Annotated in this window: 15 protein-coding genes and 2 tRNA genes; 5 read left to right on the top strand and 12 right to left on the bottom strand. The window is 61.1% G+C overall.

The genetic code is table 11. The annotated features are described in order from the left end of the window. Positions 1-58: 58 nt before the first annotated feature. The 3 genes from QMK32_RS10820 to QMK32_RS10810 are packed head-to-tail and all read right to left on the bottom strand — an operon-like array spanning position 59 to position 3324. Positions 59-2080: a S9 family peptidase gene (locus QMK32_RS10820; RefSeq protein ID WP_283474895.1), complete on the bottom strand. Its 2022-nt coding sequence runs from the start codon at positions 2078-2080 to the stop codon at positions 59-61. 36 nt (positions 2081-2116) lie between these two features. Then, on the bottom strand, positions 2117-2902 hold the full coding sequence (locus tag QMK32_RS10815) for a SigB/SigF/SigG family RNA polymerase sigma factor (RefSeq protein ID WP_084344662.1): 786 nt from the start codon (positions 2900-2902) through the stop codon (positions 2117-2119). Beyond that, positions 2902-3324 carry an ATP-binding protein gene (locus QMK32_RS10810; RefSeq protein ID WP_283474894.1) on the bottom strand — a complete coding sequence of 141 codons (423 nt, stop codon included), beginning with the start codon at positions 3322-3324 and terminating at the stop codon, positions 2902-2904. The genes QMK32_RS10815 and QMK32_RS10810 overlap by 1 nt, the downstream gene beginning before the upstream one ends. A 294-nt stretch (positions 3325-3618) precedes the next feature. On the opposite strand from QMK32_RS10810, the gene malQ reads away from it, so the two are divergent. Together malQ and fdhD are read left to right on the top strand one after the other, a co-directional pair. After that, on the top strand, positions 3619-5751 hold the full coding sequence (malQ, locus tag QMK32_RS10805; protein ID WP_283474892.1) for a 4-alpha-glucanotransferase: 2133 nt from the start codon (positions 3619-3621) through the stop codon (positions 5749-5751). A 65-nt stretch (positions 5752-5816) separates the two neighbouring features. Next, the gene (gene fdhD / locus QMK32_RS10800; RefSeq protein ID WP_283474890.1) at positions 5817-6641 is read left to right on the top strand and encodes a formate dehydrogenase accessory sulfurtransferase FdhD; all 825 of its coding nucleotides are present in this window, start codon (positions 5817-5819) and stop codon (positions 6639-6641) included. Positions 6642-6714: 73 nt separating this feature from the next. Here fdhD and clpX read toward each other — a convergent pair whose 3' ends face one another. From clpX to QMK32_RS10775, 5 genes are all read right to left on the bottom strand, one after another. Beyond that, a complete protein-coding gene (gene clpX, locus QMK32_RS10795; protein WP_269304391.1) occupies positions 6715-7995 on the bottom strand; it encodes an ATP-dependent Clp protease ATP-binding subunit ClpX in 1281 nt (426 codons plus the stop codon). 313 nt (positions 7996-8308) lie between these two features. Continuing rightward, complete coding sequence (locus QMK32_RS10790; protein WP_084344656.1) at positions 8309-8950, bottom strand: ATP-dependent Clp protease proteolytic subunit; 642 nt, start codon at positions 8948-8950, stop codon at positions 8309-8311. A 48-nt stretch (positions 8951-8998) separates the two neighbouring features. Next, positions 8999-9649 carry an ATP-dependent Clp protease proteolytic subunit gene (locus QMK32_RS10785; RefSeq protein ID WP_283474888.1) on the bottom strand — a complete coding sequence of 217 codons (651 nt, stop codon included), beginning with the start codon at positions 9647-9649 and terminating at the stop codon, positions 8999-9001. An 81-nt stretch (positions 9650-9730) separates the two neighbouring features. Beyond that, on the bottom strand, positions 9731-11107 hold the full coding sequence (gene tig, locus QMK32_RS10780; RefSeq protein WP_283474886.1) for a trigger factor: 1377 nt from the start codon (positions 11105-11107) through the stop codon (positions 9731-9733). 161 nt (positions 11108-11268) lie between these two features. Next, a tRNA-Pro gene (locus QMK32_RS10775) sits at positions 11269-11342 on the bottom strand. 224 nt (positions 11343-11566) lie between these two features. Here QMK32_RS10775 and QMK32_RS10770 point away from each other — a divergent pair. After that, positions 11567-11640: transfer RNA gene (locus tag QMK32_RS10770), tRNA-Gly, on the top strand. Positions 11641-11705: 65 nt separating this feature from the next. On the opposite strand, the gene QMK32_RS10765 is transcribed toward QMK32_RS10770, so the two are convergent. The 3 genes from QMK32_RS10765 to QMK32_RS10755 form a co-directional block, all read right to left on the bottom strand. Next, entirely contained in the window at positions 11706-12458 is a 753-nt protein-coding gene (locus QMK32_RS10765) for a maleylpyruvate isomerase N-terminal domain-containing protein (protein WP_283474883.1), read from the bottom strand. A gap of 102 nt (positions 12459-12560) precedes the next feature. Then, the gene (locus QMK32_RS10760) at positions 12561-13358 is read right to left on the bottom strand and encodes an Fpg/Nei family DNA glycosylase (protein WP_283474881.1); all 798 of its coding nucleotides are present in this window, start codon (positions 13356-13358) and stop codon (positions 12561-12563) included. A gap of 2 nt (positions 13359-13360) precedes the next feature. After that, entirely contained in the window at positions 13361-13864 is a 504-nt protein-coding gene (locus QMK32_RS10755; RefSeq protein ID WP_269304399.1) for a ribose-5-phosphate isomerase, read from the bottom strand. 16 nt (positions 13865-13880) lie between these two features. Between QMK32_RS10755 and QMK32_RS10750 the strand changes: the two genes are divergently transcribed. Then, positions 13881-14558, top strand: coding sequence for a DUF429 domain-containing protein (locus QMK32_RS10750; RefSeq protein WP_283474879.1), 678 nt, complete (start codon positions 13881-13883; stop codon positions 14556-14558). 28 nt (positions 14559-14586) lie between these two features. On the opposite strand, the gene QMK32_RS10745 is transcribed toward QMK32_RS10750, so the two are convergent. Beyond that, complete coding sequence (locus QMK32_RS10745; protein ID WP_283474877.1) at positions 14587-15204, bottom strand: mycothiol-dependent nitroreductase Rv2466c family protein; 618 nt, start codon at positions 15202-15204, stop codon at positions 14587-14589. Between the two features lie 154 nt (positions 15205-15358). Between QMK32_RS10745 and pepN the strand changes: the two genes are divergently transcribed. Next, positions 15359-17932 (top strand): aminopeptidase N, encoded by a 2574-nt coding sequence (gene pepN, locus QMK32_RS10740; RefSeq protein WP_283474875.1) that lies wholly within the window; start codon positions 15359-15361, stop codon positions 17930-17932. Positions 17933-17951: the final 19 nt, after the last annotated feature.

Here is a 17951-nt window from a genome sequence, read left to right as displayed (position 1 = left end):
AGTTGTCAGCCGATTCGATACCGACAGGCCCACTACCGGCCCCACTGCCGGTGCTCGGTCAGCCCAATATCTCGGGGATCTCCGTCTCGATTCCGAGTAAGTGTTCGGAAAGGAACGACAGTACGACCTCGTACCAGATCTTGGCGTGCTGTGGAGTGAGGACCCAGTGATTCTCGGACGGAAAGTACAACATCCGATGGTCGGTCTTTCCTTCGTCATCGGTGGGAAGTCCGGATTCGCTGAGCAGTTCGAACCACAGACGAAGACCTTCACCGATGGGTACGCGATAGTCCTTGTCTCCGTGAATGACCAGCATCGGCGTATCGATGTCTGCCACGTACAGGTGCGGTGAGTTCTCGAAGGCCATCTCGGGTGACATCTCGCGCTGCCAGTAGTACGCGGCGTCGGTCGTGGGGCCGAACTGGTCGAGCGCCCATAGGCCGGCGTGGGTGACGATCGCATCGAAACGGTCGGTGTGGCCGGCGATCCAATTCGCCATGTATCCGCCGAAGGATCCTCCCATCGCGGCGGTGCGTGTGCCGTCGACCTCGTCGAGCGCGGCAGCAGCATCGGTGACGGCCATCAGATCGGTGAACGGTTCCTTGCCCCACCGCCCCCACCCACGATCTACGAAACTCTGGCCGTAGCCGGTGGACAGCGCTGGGTCCGGCAACAACACCGCATATCCCTGCGCGACCATCACCCAGGGATTCCAACGCCACGACCACGTATTCCAGGAAGACAGTGGCCCTCCGTGCACCCAGAGCAGAAGCGGTGCCGGTGCCGACTCCGACGCATCGGCCGGTAGGGCAAGCCACGCGCGAACATGCCGGCCGTCCTCGGTCACGGTCTCGACCTCGGTCAGTGTTCCAGGCAGCGCCGGTAATGGGTCCGGGAGTGCCAACGGATACACCACACCCGACTCGATGTCGATCCGAACCGGATGCATGGGTTGCAGGTACGACGCCTCCAATGCCATCACGACCCCGGTCGACGCCACGTGGAGGTGGCTGTACGCGGAATCGGTGGTGGTCACCGGGTTGGCCCCGCCGTCGCGCACCAGGAATACCGGGGCACGACCCCGGTCGTCGGCGACCACCAACACTCCGGTGCCATCGGACAACCACACCGGATTCGACGGCCACCGATCCCATCCAGGAGCCAGATCGGACACCGTTCGATCTTCGAATACGTACTGTTGCAATGTCATTCGAGGCGCTTGTTCCGGCGTCGACAACGATTCACGGACGAAGGCCACTCGTGAACCATCCGGTGAGATCGACGGCGAACCAAGATCGGCACCATCGTCGTCGACGATCGTGGTGCGCGTTCCGGTGTCGAGGTCGACTCGGATCAGGACAATGCGCGAAGTTGCCAGGGCTTTTCGAACCGTCCAGGTCGACACGACGAACGAACCGTCGGCGCTGATGCTGTAGGACGCCTCGTGAAGAGCTCCTTCGGCGTTCGCCGTGACACGACGGGGGTCGCTGTCACGGTCGCCGACATACAGATGCGGGGTCGCCGGTCCGAGGTCTTTATCCCAGTGGCGAACAGGGTAGCCGGTGTGCAGAATTGCGCCGACCTTCTTGTTCTTACGCAACTGACGAAGCCGCTCGTCTTCCTCGTCGGTCCCGGCAGAACGCATGACCTCGGACATCGCCACGAAACGTGAAGAATGGCTCGCTGTTTCCACACCGGAGTAACCGGCGCCACGCTTCGAAACAACGTGGGCCTCACCGACACCAGCAGGCAAGCACCACACCGCTACCGACTCGTCGTCCTCTGACGTTCGACGCAGAAAGTAGAGGTCTCCGTCGGCGGTGAACGCGGGACCGCTCTCGCCGTGTTCGCTCCACGTCAAACGCCGGGCGGGAGCCGAACCCTCGACGTCGATTTCCCAGAGAGCGCCGACATAGGCCACCTTGTCGATGTCGAGCCTTGAAACGACGACGACGACTCTCGATCCGTCCACGGACATCGCCATATCCGACACCCGCGGCGCCGCCAGGTATCGATCCAGGTCGTCGAACACTGTGGCTACTGCAGGTGGCACCTGGGCACTCCTCGAGGCTGAAGACATCGTCGCCCGATGCTACGGCGCGGAGCCGACTCGCGGTCAGCTCGGCCCGAGTTCCTCGCGCAGTTGGGTGAGCGTTCTCGACAGAATTCTCGACACATGCATCTGTGAAATGCCCATGCGGTCGGCAATCTGGGTCTGCGTCATCGAACCGAAGAATCGCAGAACGACGATCTGCCGCTCACGCTCAGGCAGCTTCTCGAGCGCCGGCCGCACGGTGAGGTAGCTTTCCATCTTCTCGAGTTCCGGGTCGTAGTCGCCGAGGGTATCCATCAGCGGCAAGCGATCCTCGCTCACTACCGAGTCGACGGATACCGTCTGATAGGCGCTGCGAGCCAGCAGTGCCTGCGATGCTTCTTTGACATCGATGCCAAGTTCAGCGGCTATCTCACTGGCCGTCGGCGCGCGGCCCAGCTTTTGCGATAGGGACCCCACCGCGCCCGAGATCATGGAGTTGAGCTCTTTCATCCGCCGCGGGACGCGGACCGACCAACCAGCGTCTCGGAAGTACCGACGCGCCTCACCCATGATGGTCGGAACTGCGAAGGAAACGAAGTCGGATCCACGTTCGATGTCGAACCGATCGACGGCATTGACGAGACCGAGCCTCGCGACCTGAAGCAGATCTTCGTGAGCTTCACCGCGACCACCGAAGCGTCGCGCGATGTGCTCCGCGAGGGGCAGGCATCGAGTGATGATGCGATCGCGAAGAACTTGCCGCTGCGGTGAATCCTTGTCCAACAACTGCATCTCTTGGATGAGTGGGACTACTTCGCTGTAGTCGTCGGACTGACGCCGCGCGGTCTTTTCGTACGGCGCAGGCACTAGGTGTTGCTCCTCCGCTTGACCACGTCCACCGACACGGACATTCCGTCTTGTGTGGACTGCTCGCTCATCGCGATCGAATCGGTCAATGTCTGCAGAACGTGCCAGCCGAAGCTATCGGACTTCGGCACCTGATCGGGAACCAGGACCGAACTCGAAGAAATCCGTATGCCGACGTCGCTCACGGTGAAAGCACAGGTGAGCTCTGCACCGGGTAGCGCCCCGGCGATCAGTTCCGAGCACACCTCGTCCACTACCAACTTGATGTCGGCAATGTCGTCGAGGGTGAAATCACCAAGGACCGCAAGCGTTTCGGCGACCGCACGTACCACCGGCAATTGCTCGGCGTCCGCGACAACGCGCAGCTCGACCGGCGCGCCAGAGTTTCGCTCCAGCTCTTCGATCTTGCCGACGCCAGTCATCCGCTCTCCCTATCAGTCGTCCAAAAGTCTCTGTCGGTCGAAGTCAAGTGGCCCCTTAGGAACGCAACTGCATCGGCCGGAGTCAGAGTACCCGGGTCGTCGGAGTTCAATCCTTGCGAGTTCCTTCGCTTCCCACGCCGGTCCATTTCCTCACGATGCCGACACAGACCTGGACACTGAACGACAACTCTCCCGACGGTAGAGCGCTCGGGCGCGAGGTTCATTCTCGCGTCGATCGGCGGCTGCGGTGTGTCAGCAGGTGACGTGAACTGTCGGTACTGGCACGATCAAGCTGTGGACTACACAGCGCAGTTGGCCGAACTCGCCGAAAGATCCGGTATCTCGACGTCCTATCGGGGCTGGGATCAGGCCGAGCACGAGGTATCCGAGCAGACCCTGCAGCAGATACTCCGAGCACGAGGCATCGCCGCCGAGAACGAAACGGAGGTTGCCCAGTCCCTTGTCGATCTCGACGAGGCACCGTGGCGCCGCATGGTCCCACCGGTCGGCGTGACGATTTTCGGTGAACCGCAAACCGTGGAAATTCATGTGCCCCATGGAGATCCCGTCACCGTCACGATCACGACAGAAACCGGTGAGCTGGTTCTGCTACAGCAGGTTCAGATCTGGGTCGAACCACGCGACATCGACGGCGAGCCAGTCGGCCGCGCCACTTTCGATATTCCCGGCGACATCCCTCCCGGCTGGCACACCCTGACCGCGGTGAGTGCGCCTGATTCCAACCACGCGACGACAGCGCAGTGTCCGATCGCGGTGACACCGAAGCGACTCTCGACCAACGATGCATTGACCAGTACACAGCGAACCGGTCTTCTGACGCAGTTGTACTCCGTCCGCTCGAACAGGTCATGGGGCGTCGGTGACTATGCCGACCTGGCCGATCTGGCCGCCGTGGCAGGTGGAACCCATGGGTTCGACTATCTCCTCGTCAACCCGATGCACGCCCAGCGTCCCGCCCCACCGGTGGAGGCATCCCCCTACCTGCCCACCACGAGGCGCTTTTTCGACCCGATGTACATCCGGGTCGAGGACATCGCGGAAACCGCGTACCTGAGCCGTGATCAGTACGCCAAGGTTCGCGAAGCGGCACGCAGTTTCGTCAAGGCGAACAAGCGCACCCGCAGCATCGACCGCGACCCATCCTTCCGCGCCAAACTTCGCGCCTTGAAGCGTATTCACCGCGTCGAGCGTTCAGTTGCACGGAAGAACGACTTCGACGCGTTCGTCGCGAGGGAAGGAAAGGGTCTCGACGACTTCGCCCTGTGGTGCGCACTGGCCGAGAAATATCGACCTGATTCCCCGGTCTGGTCGAGCACAGCGGCGCATCCGAACACCGACTTCGCCACCGGCCAGCGCAGGGACCTCGCCGAACGTATCGATTTCCACAAATGGTTGCAGTGGATCTGCGACGAACAGCTCGACCGTGCGCAGCGCGTCGCCGTTGCATCCGGAATGGACATCGGGATCATGCACGATCTGGCGGTCGGGGTGCATCGACAGGGAGCCGACGCCTGGACGTTGGGAGATGCCCTGACCGCAGGCGTCACCGTCGGGGCACCACCGGACAACTTCAATCAGCAAGGCCAAAACTGGAACCAGCCGCCGTGGAACCCGGACAGACTCCGCGAACTGGGCTATGCGCCGTATCGCGACATGCTGAGAACGGTGCTTCGTCATGCCGGCGGCGTACGTGTCGACCACATACTCGGGCTATTCCGACTGTGGTGGATTCCAGAAGGCTCCGCAACCCCGGGCGAAGGAGCATACGTCCACTACGACTACGAGGCTTTGATCGGAATCCTCGTCCTCGAGGCCGAGCGTGCCGGGGCTGTGGTGGTCGGCGAGGATTTGGGCGTTTTCGAGCCACGCGTGCAGGAATATCTGGGGCAACGTGGGCTTTTCGGTACTTCGATTCTGTGGTTCGAAAATGATCATGGAGCACCGATTGCACCGGAGAATTACCGCACGCTGTGCCTCACGTCGGTCACCACACATGATCTCCCGCCCACCCTCGGATATCTGAGGGGAGAACATATCGCCCTTCGCGATCGGCTCGGACTACTCGAACGAGATCTCGACGCCGAGATCGAGCAGGACACCGCAGGCCGGGAAGCAGTGCTCGATCTCGCCCGTGAGCGGGGTCTGCTCGCGCCAGGTGCCTCCGAGCAAGAGTCCATCGAAGCGTTGTATCGGCTCATCGTTCGGACCCCTTCGCTCCTGCTGGGAGTTGCACTCGTCGATGCAGTGGGCGAGAACAGAATTCAAAACCAGCCCGGCACCGATGAGACTCAATACGAGAATTGGCGGGTTCCACTGGCCGACTACAATGGGAAGGCGGTCTGGGTCGACGACCTTGTCGATCATCCACGGTTGCTGGCCCTCGTAGCTGCACTGAGACGGGGGTAGACCGCGGTCCGCCACCGAGAGTGCACAATCGAGGAATGAACCAACCCACCAAGAGTGCTTGACCGATGGGACGCATCACCACCCGCAGGCCCGTGGTTCGGCTGAGGGGTCGGGTCGAGACGACTCGCCCCGACACCCTCGTCGTCGAGGAGCCGTTGGAGATCCGCGTGAACGGCACCGCACTGGCTGTCACGATGCGTACGCCCGGACATGACGTGGACCTCGTCCATGGTTTTCTGCTGACTGAGGGCGTCATCACAAGCCGAGACGATATCCGGATCGCGCGCTACTGCGACGGCGTGGACGACACCGGACAGAACACATACAACGTGCTCGACATCGAACTCGCGGCGGGAGTCGCACCGCCTGAGCCTGGAGTGGAACGCAATTTCTACACGACCTCTTCGTGCGGTGTGTGTGGAAAGGGATCACTCGACGCGGTCCGCTCCAAGACCACGTACTCCCCTGTCGTCGACGACGTTCGCGTCAAGTCCGAGGTGTTGGCGATGCTACCGGACCGGTTGCGTCAGGCTCAGAAGATCTTCGATACCACCGGCGGCCTGCACGGCGCAGCGTTGTGTGACAGCGACGGTCAGGTCCTCGTTGTTCGCGAGGACGTGGGTCGGCACAATGCCGTCGACAAAGTACTCGGATGGGCGACCGGTGAAGGACTCATACCGTTGCGAGGCCACATATTGATGGTGAGCGCTCGGGCATCGTTCGAATTGGCGCAGAAGGCAGTGATGGCCGGCGTCCCAATTCTTGCCGCAGTGTCGGCGCCGTCTTCGCTCGCCGTGGATCTCGCGGAAGAGTCCGGACTGACGGTCGTCGGGTTCCTTCGCGGCGAGAACATGAATCTGTACTCGCATACCGAGCGCATCCTGCGTTGAAAGTCCACCGGCCGAGCCGAAGACGAGTGAAGCCCCGATCATCTGATCGGGGCTTCACTCGTGCATATGAGAGCTACGCGGACTTTTCGCGACGCTCGGGGCGTTCGGGCTTGCGTGGAACGATTGTCGGCAACACATTGTCGTTGACGGTCTCGGAAGTCACGACGACCTTGGCAACGTCGTCGCGGCTCGGAATGTCGAACATCACCGGGTTGAGGACCTCTTCGAGAATGGCGCGGAGCCCACGAGCCCCTGTACCTCTCAGGATTGCCTGATCAGCAATAGCTTCGAGCGCGTCCTGAGTGAACTCCAACTCGACATTGTCCATCTCGAAGAGTCGACTGTACTGCTTGACCAGCGCATTCTTCGGCTCCGACAGGATGGTGACGAGGGATTCCTTGTCCAGATTGGTCACCGAGGCGATAACCGGGAGACGCCCGATGAACTCGGGGATCAGACCGAACTTGATCAGGTCCTCCGGCATGACCTCGGCAAAGTTGTCTTGGGTGTCGAGTTCGGCCTTCGACCGAACCTCCGCACCGAAGCCCAGACCGCGTTTACCGATCCGGTCCGAGACGATCCTCTCGAGGCCTGCAAAAGCACCGGCCACGATGAACAACACGTTTGTCGTGTCGATCTGAATGAATTCCTGGTGTGGATGCTTGCGACCACCCTGCGGAGGCACACTCGCCTGGGTTCCTTCGAGAATCTTCAACAGCGCTTGCTGCACACCCTCACCGGACACATCCCGAGTGATCGACGGATTCTCACTCTTGCGAGCGATCTTGTCGACCTCGTCGATATAGATGATGCCGGTCTCGGCTCGCTTCACATCGTAATCTGCTGCCTGAATCAACTTGAGGAGGATGTTCTCGACATCCTCACCCACGTAGCCGGCCTCGGTGAGTGCTGTGGCATCCGCTATCGCGAACGGCACGTTGAGCATCTTTGCAAGTGTCTGAGCCAAGTAGGTCTTGCCACATCCGGTGGGTCCGAGCATCAGGATGTTGGACTTGGCCAACTCGACGGTCTCACCCCGCGCATCGCGAGCTTTGTCCCCGGCCTGAATGCGCTTGTAGTGGTTGTAGACGGCCACGGCCAGCGTGCGCTTGGCAGTGTCCTGACCGATCACGTAGTTCTCGAGGAAGTCCCGAATCTCGGCCGGCTTCGGCAGATCGTCGAGTTTGACCTCGCTCGACTCCGCGAGCTCTTCTTCGATGATTTCATTGCACAGGTCGATGCACTCGTCACAGATGTACACACCAGGCCCTGCGATGAGCTTCTTCACCTGCTTCTGGCTCTTACCGCAGAAGGAGCACTTCAACAGATCGCCGCCGTCACCGATGCGTGCCATATTCGAGGTTCCTACTTCCTTGTTCGCGTCCGGCCGGTAGACACCATCACGATGTCGGTCCAGTCCTCGGCAACTTCTCGATCCACAACTCGTTCATGCCCTGAAGCGACCGTACCCGTGTTCGACGACCATGGGTGAGATGTTTCCGGTGATTCGCTGCCCAACTTATTCCGACCCCAACGTCTTGCTGGTCGAAGACAGCCGAAGCGTGTGAACGTTCGTGCTGAACAGGGTTGTCGGACGGGGTTGTCGGACGTAGAAGAGCTTGACCTACGCCCGACAACGAGAGGTCTCACGGAGAGACCTGGTTGTACTACTTCTGTGCCGACAACTTTCGGTATTCGAAAACCGTGTCGATGATTCCGTAGTCCTTCGCCTGCGCGGCGGTCAGAATCTTGTCACGATCGGTATCCTTGCGGATGACGTCGGGATCCTTACCGGTGTGCCGTCCAAGTGTGGTCTCCATGAGACGACGCATACGCTCGATTTCCGCAGCCTGAATTTCGAGGTCCGAGACCTGGCCCTGAATGCCACCACTCGATGGCTGGTGGATCAGCACACGCGCATTCGGCAGAGCGGCGCGCTTCCCCGGTGTACCTGCGGCGAGCAACACGGCCGCCGCAGATGCTGCCTGTCCGAGGCAGACGGTCGCCACGTCCGCACGGACGTACTGCATGGTGTCGTAGATGGCCATCAGCGAGGTGAACGAACCACCTGGCGAGTTGATGTACATCGTGATGTCACGATCGGGATCGAGACCTTCCAACACGAGCAGCTGGGCCATGACGTCGTTGGCCGACGCGTCGTCGACCTGGACGCCGAGGAAGATGATGCGCTCCTCGAACAGCTTGTTGTACGGGTTGGATTCCTTCATGCCGTAGCTGGAGTGCTCGACGAAAGAAGGCAAGATGTACCGCGAGGACGGCATCTGATTGGGATCGAACAGGTTTGTCATCGTTTCTCCAAGATGTAAGTGATCGAGGGATCGCCGGTCCGGGCGGATCTAGTCGCCGATTCCGCCGGCCTGCCGTGCACGGCTGACGACATGATCGACGAACCCGTACTCCTTTGCCGCTTGGGCGGTGAACCAGCGGTCACGATCGGAGTCTTCGGTGATCTGCTCGACGGTCTGGCCGGTGTGCAGCGCGATCAGTTCGGCCATTTCACGCTTGGTGTGCGCGAACTGCTCGGCCATGATGGCAATGTCACTGGCACTACCGCCGATTCCGGCCGAGGGCTGGTGCATCATGATCCGGGCGTGCGGGAGTGCGTAGCGCTTTCCCTTGGCTCCGGCCGACAACAGGAACTGCCCCATGGATGCAGCCAAACCCATTCCGTAGGTAGCTACATCGCACTCGGCGAATTCCATGGTGTCGAAGATTGCCATGCCCGCGGTGACGGAGCCACCGGGAGAGTTGATGTAGAGCGAAATGTCTCGGGTGGCGTCCTCAGCGGACAGAAGGAGAATCTGAGCACACAACCTGTTGGCGATGTCATCGTCGACCTGAGTACCGAGGAAGATGATGCGCTCGCGAAGCAGACGCTCGTACACGGAGTCGCTGAGATTAAGGCCGGAGGAGGCCGAAGTCATGACGGGACTCTGCTGACGCGAAGCCGCCGAATTCTGAACAGTCACGGTACCTGCCTTTTCCATACGATCGTTGGTTCCTGATACAGACACTAACGAAAGAAGGCGGCTCCGGAGTCCCGGAACCGCCGTCGTTCGCTGTAAGCGTTACTTGTCTTGTTCACCCTCGGCAGAATCGCCTGCTGCAGGCTCTTCCTCGTCCTCGGGACTACCGAAAAGCTCTGCGGTGTCCACGGTCGCACCGGCCGTGTCAGTCACGTTGACACGGTCGACAACCGAGGCCAAAGCCTTGCCGCGACGTACGTCGGCAAAGATGGCGCCGAGCTGATTTGCCTGCTGCACCTGCTGGATGAACTCCTCGGGCGAGATGCCGTAGCGCTGCGCCTGGAAGATGATCCGCTCGGTGAGCTCGTCCTGACCGACCTGAGTCTGTTCTGCTTCGGCAATGGCATCGAGGAGCAACTGCGTGCGCACCGACTTCTCGGCGGCTTCCTTGACGTCCTTGTCGAACTCTTCACGACTCGAACCCTGCGCCTCCAACATCTCGGCAAGCTTGGCTTCGTCGTGGTCGAGTCCGTGGATGGCCTCGTGAAGCTGGGAGCCGACCTCGGCCTTGACGACAGCTTCCGGAGCCGGGATCTCGAGGGTCTCGAGAAGCGTCTCCAACACCTTGTCGCGGATCTGACCGGCTTGCTCGACCTTCTTCACTCGTTCGACGCGAGTCTTCAGATCGGCGATCAGCTCTTCGAGGGTGTCGAACTCGCTGGCAAGCTGTGCGAATTCGTCGTCGGCCTCGGGAAGTTCGCGCTCCTTGACGGAGACGACCTTGACGGAGACCACTGCTTCCTTGCCGGCGAATTCTCCCGCAACGAGCGTGGAAGTGAAGTCTTTGGACTCGTCTACCGACACGCCGACGATGGCATCGTCCAAGCCTTCGATGAGCTGGCCCGAACCGACCTCGTGGGACAAGCCGCTGGCCGAAGCCTCTTCGACGGTTTCACCGTCGACTGTGGCCGAGAGGTCGATGGAGACGAAGTCTCCGGACTGCACGGGACGAGTCACACCGGTCAACGTGCCGAAGCGCTGGCGCAGCGACAACAGCTGCTCGTCTACCGCTTCGTCGGTGATTTCGAGGGGATCGACCGTGATGTCGATGGTCGAGTAGTCCGGCAGGGCGATCTCTGGACGGATGTCGACCTCGGCGGTGAAGGTGAGCTCCTCGCCGTCCTCGATCTTGGTGATCTCGATATCGGGCTGTCCGATGACCTTGATGTTCTCCGCAGAGACGGCTTCGGAATAGCGAGTGGGAAGGGCGTCGTTGACGACCTGCTCCAATACTGCTCCTCGTCCGACTCGAGCTTCGAGCAGCTTCGCGGGAGCCTTGCCCGGGCGGAACCCCGGCAGGCGGATCTGCTGAGCAAGAGCCTTGTAGGCGCGGTCGAAATCAGGCTTGAGCTCCTCGAAGGGCACCTCAACGTTGATCCGGACTCGCGTCGGGCTGAGCTGCTCGACGGTGCTCTTCACGGGACATGCTCCTTTTGGTGGTCTTACCTTGCTGTCTGAATCATCGTCTACCTGGATCACTGTACGTCCGGGCCACTGCCGGTCTGGTCAACCGAACTGGCGGCGACCCGGCGGTGATTCCTTGATCGAAGCCGGATCCGCAATGGATCCGGCTTCTCTTGTCGGGGTGACAGGAATTGAACCTGCGACCCTCCGCTCCCAAAGCGGATGCGCTACCAAGCTGCGCCACACCCCGTCTACCGCACAAACCTACAGGCACCATTGAACAGCAAATGCATGGACCTTGGAACAGCAGGTGCAGGACCCATTCAACAGTATGCACTATCTGGGGTCGTCAACGGGCCACCGCTACGGCGTCCACAGGTCGTGAGTACAGCCAATTTGTAATCTCGAGCCGAGGTTCTGTAGAGTCTCATAACGCAAGCGGCGCAGATGGCGATCCCATCGAGTCGCTCGCATGCCGATGTAGCTCAATGGTAGAGCCCCTGTCTTCCAAACAGGCTACGCGAGTTCGATTCTCGTCATCGGCTCCAGCAAAAAGTCCGGTCCTGTTCTTCATGGACCGGGCTTTTTTGTATCTGCACTCTGCAAGTCCCCTTCAGATACGTATTCCGTCGTAGAGCGCCTGCGCCACTGCACGATCGCCGACGATGTCGAGGCCGTCCAACGGTCGTCGACGCCAGAGAGTGAGCATCAGGTTCTGCGCAGAACCACGCAGCGCCACATCACCTTTCCGGTGTAGGCGAGATACTGCGACCTCGTCTCCGGTGAAATCGAGGAACAACTCCGCATCGGTCCCGTCATCGGTGTGCACATGGACTGTTCGTCCTGCCACGGCAGGAACCTTCTCGACGGGAAACCTCGTGAGAAACTGCTCCGCCCACTCGACTATTGCGTCCGCAGCACCGGCTGGATCGGCCGATTCGGGTTCTGGGCCCCCGCGCTCGTGGACCGCATCCTGGGCATCGAATCTGTGGACAGTCACCTCGTGTAGCTGCCTCCTGATCCAATAGTCGGCCGAATCGATCCCGGCCCACGTGGCAACTTCCTGCGCTGGATCTACGGCTCGATACGCCGCGAGCATGTGGGCGACGGACTCTCGATAGTCATCGAGGACTTGCAGTCCACGCTCCGGCTTTGCAACGGATCCAACAACTTTCGCCATTCCATCGGATGCAGGCGTTTCGAGTGCAGCAACCGCCATCCGGTGCACGAAGTTGACATGGCGGATCAGCTTTTCCACGGTCCAACCGGGCATCGACAGAACCGGCAACACGAGGTCGTCGAGGGTCAGCGATGCCATCCGCTCGCACTCACGGGTCAGAAGTTCGAACTGCGGGACTGAAGTCATAGCGGCGATTCTCCCTCGCACAGGACATCTCCGCGCGCGTATCCGCCGCACCTTTGGGATGCGTCCGATTAGTCTGGACGACGGTGGAGAGCGAGGTGCTTTCTAACTCGCCTGACAGACCGGGCACCAGAACAGGTTTCTTGCCTGCATCACCGAATGCAGGATCGCGGTCCCACACACACGGCACGGACGTCCCGCTTGGCGATAGACGTACGAGCGCGGCCGTTTCGCGTCGTATCCGACGTCGCCGTGGTCGTCTTCCGGCCGAATGGTGATGATCTTCCCGCGTCGGACACCGATGTTCATCAGGTCGACGAGGTCGAGCCACAGCGCGTCCCATTCGGAATGGTCGAGATCCTTGCCAGGACGCATCGGATTGATCTCGTGGCGAAAAAGAATCTCGGCACGATAGACATTACCCACTCCCGCAAGGACCTTCTGATCCATCAGCAGAGTGCCGATAGCCGTGCGCGACTTCGTAATTCGTGCCCACGCGCGTTCGGGGTCGGCGTCTTTTCGGATGGGGTCCGGTCCGAGCCGCGCCTTGAGTGCGTCGACTTGCTGCTCGGTGTATATCTCGCATGCGGTCGGGCCCCGCAGGTCGGTCCCGTACTGCTCCCCCACCATGCGCAAGCGCACTGCCCCGACCGGATCATCCAGCGGCACGGCCTGTTCGGTGAACTTCCCGTACAGGCCCAAATGAATGTGCACGATCAAGTCGGATTCGTATCGGTGAAGAAGGTGCTTGCCCCACGCCTCTGCCGCGTGGAGAACAAGGCCGTCGATCAGCGCGGCGCCCGAGGTGAACCGTCCCTGAGGACTGCTCACCTCGACCGGCGCCCCGCCGAATCGTCGTTGATGCAACCGAGCCAGTCGGTGCAACGTGTGCCCTTCGGGCACAGTTACGCAGGCTTCACATCGCCGCCGAGGGCTTCGCCCCCGGGTACTGCCGGAGCTACTCCACTGCGCTCGTACTCGGACAAGATGTCGATGCGACGCTGATGACGTTCTTCACCGGAGAACGGTGTCGACAGGAAAGCGTCGACAATCGCCAGAGCCTCGGGAAGTGTGTGCATGCGCCCACCGATACCGATGAGCTGCGCATCGTTGTGCTCGCGCGCCAGTTTCGCGGTCTCGACGCTCCACGCCAATGCGCATCGTGCGCCCGGCACTTTGTTGGCTGCGATCTGCTCGCCGTTACCCGAACCACCGAGGACGAGACCACGGCTCCCCGGGTCGGCGACTACGCGGCGAGCGGCGTCGATACAGAACGCCGGGTAGTCGTCCACGGCGTCGTATTCGAATGCGCCGCAATCGACGGGATCGTGCCCGCTCGCGGTGAGATGTTCGATGATCTGATTCTTGAATTCGAGACCGGCATGGTCTGCCCCCAGGTATACGCGCATGCCTAGAGTCTGACAGGTGGGAGTGCGCGCTGAAAAAACGGTTGCCGGAGTCGACGGCGCAAAGGGCGAATGGGTTGTCGCGATTTTCGACGGCACAGTCGTCGAGTGGAGTGTCGCGGCCGATGTCGATGCTGTTCTCGAGACGACCGCGCGACGCTCGGTGGTCGCGGTGGATATGCCGCTGTCGATGCCGGAGGAGTCGTATCGGATCAGTGAGCTCGCGGCGAAAGCATTTCTGGGCCCGGCGCGGTCGTCGATCTTCCACACGCCGGTATCTGAGGTACTCGACGCCGAGGACTACCGCGAGGCATGCGACATCTCGCGTCGGATCACGGGCAAGGCGATCAGTAAACAGACTTGGCACCTACTGCCTTCGGTGCGGGCGTGGCGGGCAGCTGAGTTCGACCCCGATCGCGTCGTCGAGGTTCATCCCGAATGTTCGTTCCGTGCAATGGCGCCGACGACTGCTTTCGCGTCGAAGAAGACCGGACGCGGTGCAGGTCAACGAATGGCGGCATTGTCGACCTGGATCGACCCACACAATCTTGCCGTGGGTCTCGCCGAGCTACCGCCAGGCCCCGCGCTCGACGACGCGTTGGATGCGGCTGCAGCCGCGTGGTCGGCGTGGCGGTACAGCCAGGGAAAACACCGCACCTTCGGGTCGACGAACGGTCCGGATCGCATCGTTTACTGATCCGGACCACGCGCCGTAGGACTGGCCTCTAATCGAACTGCGGATCCTCGTTACGAGATCTCTTGAGCTCGAAGAAGTGCGGGTACGAAGCGAAGATCACCGAGGCGTCCCACAGCTTGCCTGCCTCCTCCCCGCGCGGAATTCGTGAGAGGACCGGGCCGAAGAATGCGACACCGTTGACGTGGATGGTGGGAGTACCGACGTCGGGCCCAACCTTGTCCATTCCAGCGTGGTGGCTGGTGCGCAGGTCATCGTCGTAGTCGGTACTTTCGGCCGCTTGTGCCAACTCCGCGGGCAGTCCGAGCTCGGCGAGCGACTGCTCGATGACCTCGGTGAAGTCCTTGTTGCCTTCGTTGTGGATGCGAGTGCCCATCGCGGTGTAGAGCGGGAGCAGAATTTGATCCCCTTCGGCGCGGGCCGCAGCAATCGCAACGCGGACGGGTCCCCACGCAGACTTCATCATCTCGACGTATTCCTCGGGCAGATCCTTGTCTTCGTTGAGAACTGCCAGGCTCATCACGTGGAAGTTGGCTTCGATGTCGCGCACCTGCTGGACCTCGAGGATCCATCGCGAGGTAATCCAGCACCACGGACACAGTGGGTCGAACCAGAAATCCGCGGTGTCCTTTTGAGCACTATCAGTCACGTGAGGCTCCTTCGAAGTTTTGTTGACGAGTTGACGTGGGGTCAAACGACGGCGGCTAGCCACGAATTCCGCCGACGCCTGAACCAGCATGCCCGACCCTCGACGTGATGGGATGGTGGCACTACTCATTCCTACTCGAGAAGGTGCCAATTCTGTGGTTGCTCCCAATCTGACTCGCGACCAAGCTGCCGAACGCTCAACTGTGATCGGCACTTCGGCGTATTCGATCGTGCTGGACCTGACCGACGGGTCGGGCAATGCCAGCGAGAAAACATTCCTGTCGACCACCACGATCACCTTCACCGCCACCGCGGGTGCCTCGACCTTCGTAGACATCATTGCCGGCCGAATAAGGTCGGCCACGCTCAATGGATCTGCACTCGATGTCTCCGGCTACGACGAGGAGACCGGAATTGCGTTGACGGATCTCGCCGAGAAAAATGTATTGGTTCTCGACGCCGACTGTGTCTATTCGCACACCGGTGAAGGATTGCACCGATTCGTCGACCCTTCCGACGGTTCGATCTACCTGTACTCGCAATTCGAGACAGCAGACGCCAAACGGATGTTCGCGTGCTTCGATCAGCCGGACTTGAAAGCCACCTTCGATCTCGAGGTCACTGCTCCCGAGAGTTGGAAGATCATCTCCAACGCCCCCCACGCATCGGAACCTACTGCGGGCAAGCACTCGTTCGAGACGACGCCGCTTTTGAGCACGTATCTCGTCGCCCTGATCGCCGGGCCGTACGCCGAGTGGACCGACACCTACAGCGATGAGCACGGCACCATTTTTTTGGGTCTCTACTGCCGCGCCTCGCTTGCCGAGCACCTGGACGTCGAGCGACTGTTCACCGAGACCAAGCAGGGTTTCGGCTTCTATCACGCGAACTTCGGCACTCCGTATGCGTTCGGCAAGTACGACCAGCTGTTCGTCCCGGAATTCAATGCCGGCGCGATGGAGAACGCAGGGGCCGTGACATTCCTGGAGGACTACGTCTTCCGTTCCAAGGTCACGCGCTACTCCTACGAGCGTCGCTCGGAGACGATCCTGCACGAGATGGCCCACATGTGGTTCGGTGACCTCGTGACCATGACGTGGTGGGATGACCTCTGGCTCAACGAATCCTTCGCGACCTTTGCATCGGTGCTGTGCCAGACCGAGGCGACCGAGTACACGAATGCGTGGACGACGTTCGCCACCGTCGAGAAGGCGTGGGCGTATCGCCAGGACCAGTTGCCGTCCACACATCCGATCGCGGCGGATATCCCCGACCTCGCTGCGGTCGAGGTCAATTTCGACGGCATCACCTACGCCAAGGGCGCAAGCGTTCTCAAGCAGCTGGTTGCCTACGTGGGCAAGGAGGAATTTCTCGCCGGTCTCCGCAGCTACTTCGTCGACCACGCATTCGCAAACGCCACCTTCGCCGACCTTCTGGCTGCGCTCGAACACTCCTCGGGCCGCGACTTGTCGGATTGGGGCAACCAGTGGCTGCGTACCACCGGACTGAACACGCTGAGCCCCGACTTCGACGTCGATGCCGACGGCAAATTCACTCGGTTCGCAGTCCTGCAGAGCGGTGCCGCTCCCGGTGCCGGTGAGCGCCGAATCCACCGCATCGCGGTAGGGATCTACGACGACGTCGACGGAAAGCTGGTCCGAACCGACCGCGTCGAGCTCGATGTGGATGCGGCCGAACGCACCGATGTCCCGAGCCTGATCGGCGTGTCACGGGGCAAGATCGTTCTCGTCAACGACGACGACCTCACGTACTGCTCGGTGCGTCTCGACCCCGAGTCCTTGGCGACACTGATCGCGCGCATCGGCGACATCTCCGAATCACTCCCCCGGACCTTGGCTTGGTCGGCGGCGTGGGAGATGACCCGCTCAGCCGAATTGAAGGCTCGCGACTTCTTTGCACTCGTCCAGCGCGGTATTTCCGCCGAGACCGAGGTCGGCGTCGTGCAGCGGTTGTTGTTGCAGGCTCAGACAGCGATCAACAACTACGCGGATCCAGCATGGGCGAAGGAACATGGTCAGTCAGAATTCGCAGACTTGGTACTCGGGCTCGCCCGCGCCGCGGACGCCGGTTCCGATCACCAGCTGGCATTCGTCAACTCACTGACGGGTTCGTCGCTGTCCGAGCGCCACGTCGCTCTCGTGCAGGCACTTCTCGACGGAGATGTGAGCGGCCAAGGCCTCGACGGACTGGACATCGATACCGACCTCCGCTGGCGCCTCATTTCTGCTCTGGCAGGCGCTGGGGCTATCGACAACACCGGTCTCGCATCCCCGGTCATCGATGCCGAGGCTGCACGTGACAACACCGCAGCGGGCGCCCGTTCGGCTGCTGCGGCTCGCACTGTCAGGCCAGACAGTGCAGTCAAAGAACAGGCATGGGCGACGGTTGTCGACGATGACTCGGTCCCGAACATCACCGCGCGCTCGATCATCGGCGGTTTCGCCGGGCCCGATCAGTCGAAATTGCTAGCACCGTACGTGGACCGCTACTTCGATGCGATCAGTGATGTGTGGGCACGGCGGTCGAGTGAGGTTGCCCAGACAGTGGTCATCGGGCTCTACCCATCTTGGTCGATCAGTACCGAATCTGTCGCGGCAGCGGATCGATTCTTGGGCGGGGATCTACCACCCGCCCTCCGCCGTCTGGTGATCGAGGGACGCGCAGGGATCGTGCGTTCACTCGCAGCGCGAGAGTTCGACGCCCAGTAGTGAGGCACTGACAACGAAA

Source organism: Rhodococcus sp. H29-C3 (assembly GCF_030063405.1).
Taxonomy (GTDB): domain Bacteria; phylum Actinomycetota; class Actinomycetes; order Mycobacteriales; family Mycobacteriaceae; genus Rhodococcoides.
The sequence above is the reverse complement of the archived record's forward strand: the minus strand, read 5'-3'. Positions and strand labels throughout refer to the sequence as shown.

Coding starts and splice junctions, on each gene's coding strand:
- QMK32_RS10820 (WP_283474895.1), bottom strand. CDS start 2,080: ATGTCTTCAGCCTCGAGGAGTGCCCAGGTGCCACCTGCAGTAGCCACA.
- QMK32_RS10810 (WP_283474894.1), bottom strand. CDS start 3,324: ATGACTGGCGTCGGCAAGATCGAAGAGCTGGAGCGAAACTCTGGCGCG.
- fdhD (WP_283474890.1), top strand. CDS start 5,817: ATGGGACGCATCACCACCCGCAGGCCCGTGGTTCGGCTGAGGGGTCGG.
- clpX (WP_269304391.1), bottom strand. CDS start 7,995: ATGGCACGCATCGGTGACGGCGGCGATCTGTTGAAGTGCTCCTTCTGC.
- QMK32_RS10790 (WP_084344656.1), bottom strand. CDS start 8,950: ATGACAAACCTGTTCGATCCCAATCAGATGCCGTCCTCGCGGTACATC.
- QMK32_RS10785 (WP_283474888.1), bottom strand. CDS start 9,649: ATGGAAAAGGCAGGTACCGTGACTGTTCAGAATTCGGCGGCTTCGCGT.
- QMK32_RS10765 (WP_283474883.1), bottom strand. CDS start 12,458: ATGACTTCAGTCCCGCAGTTCGAACTTCTGACCCGTGAGTGCGAGCGG.
- QMK32_RS10755 (WP_269304399.1), bottom strand. CDS start 13,864: ATGCGCGTATACCTGGGGGCAGACCATGCCGGTCTCGAATTCAAGAAT.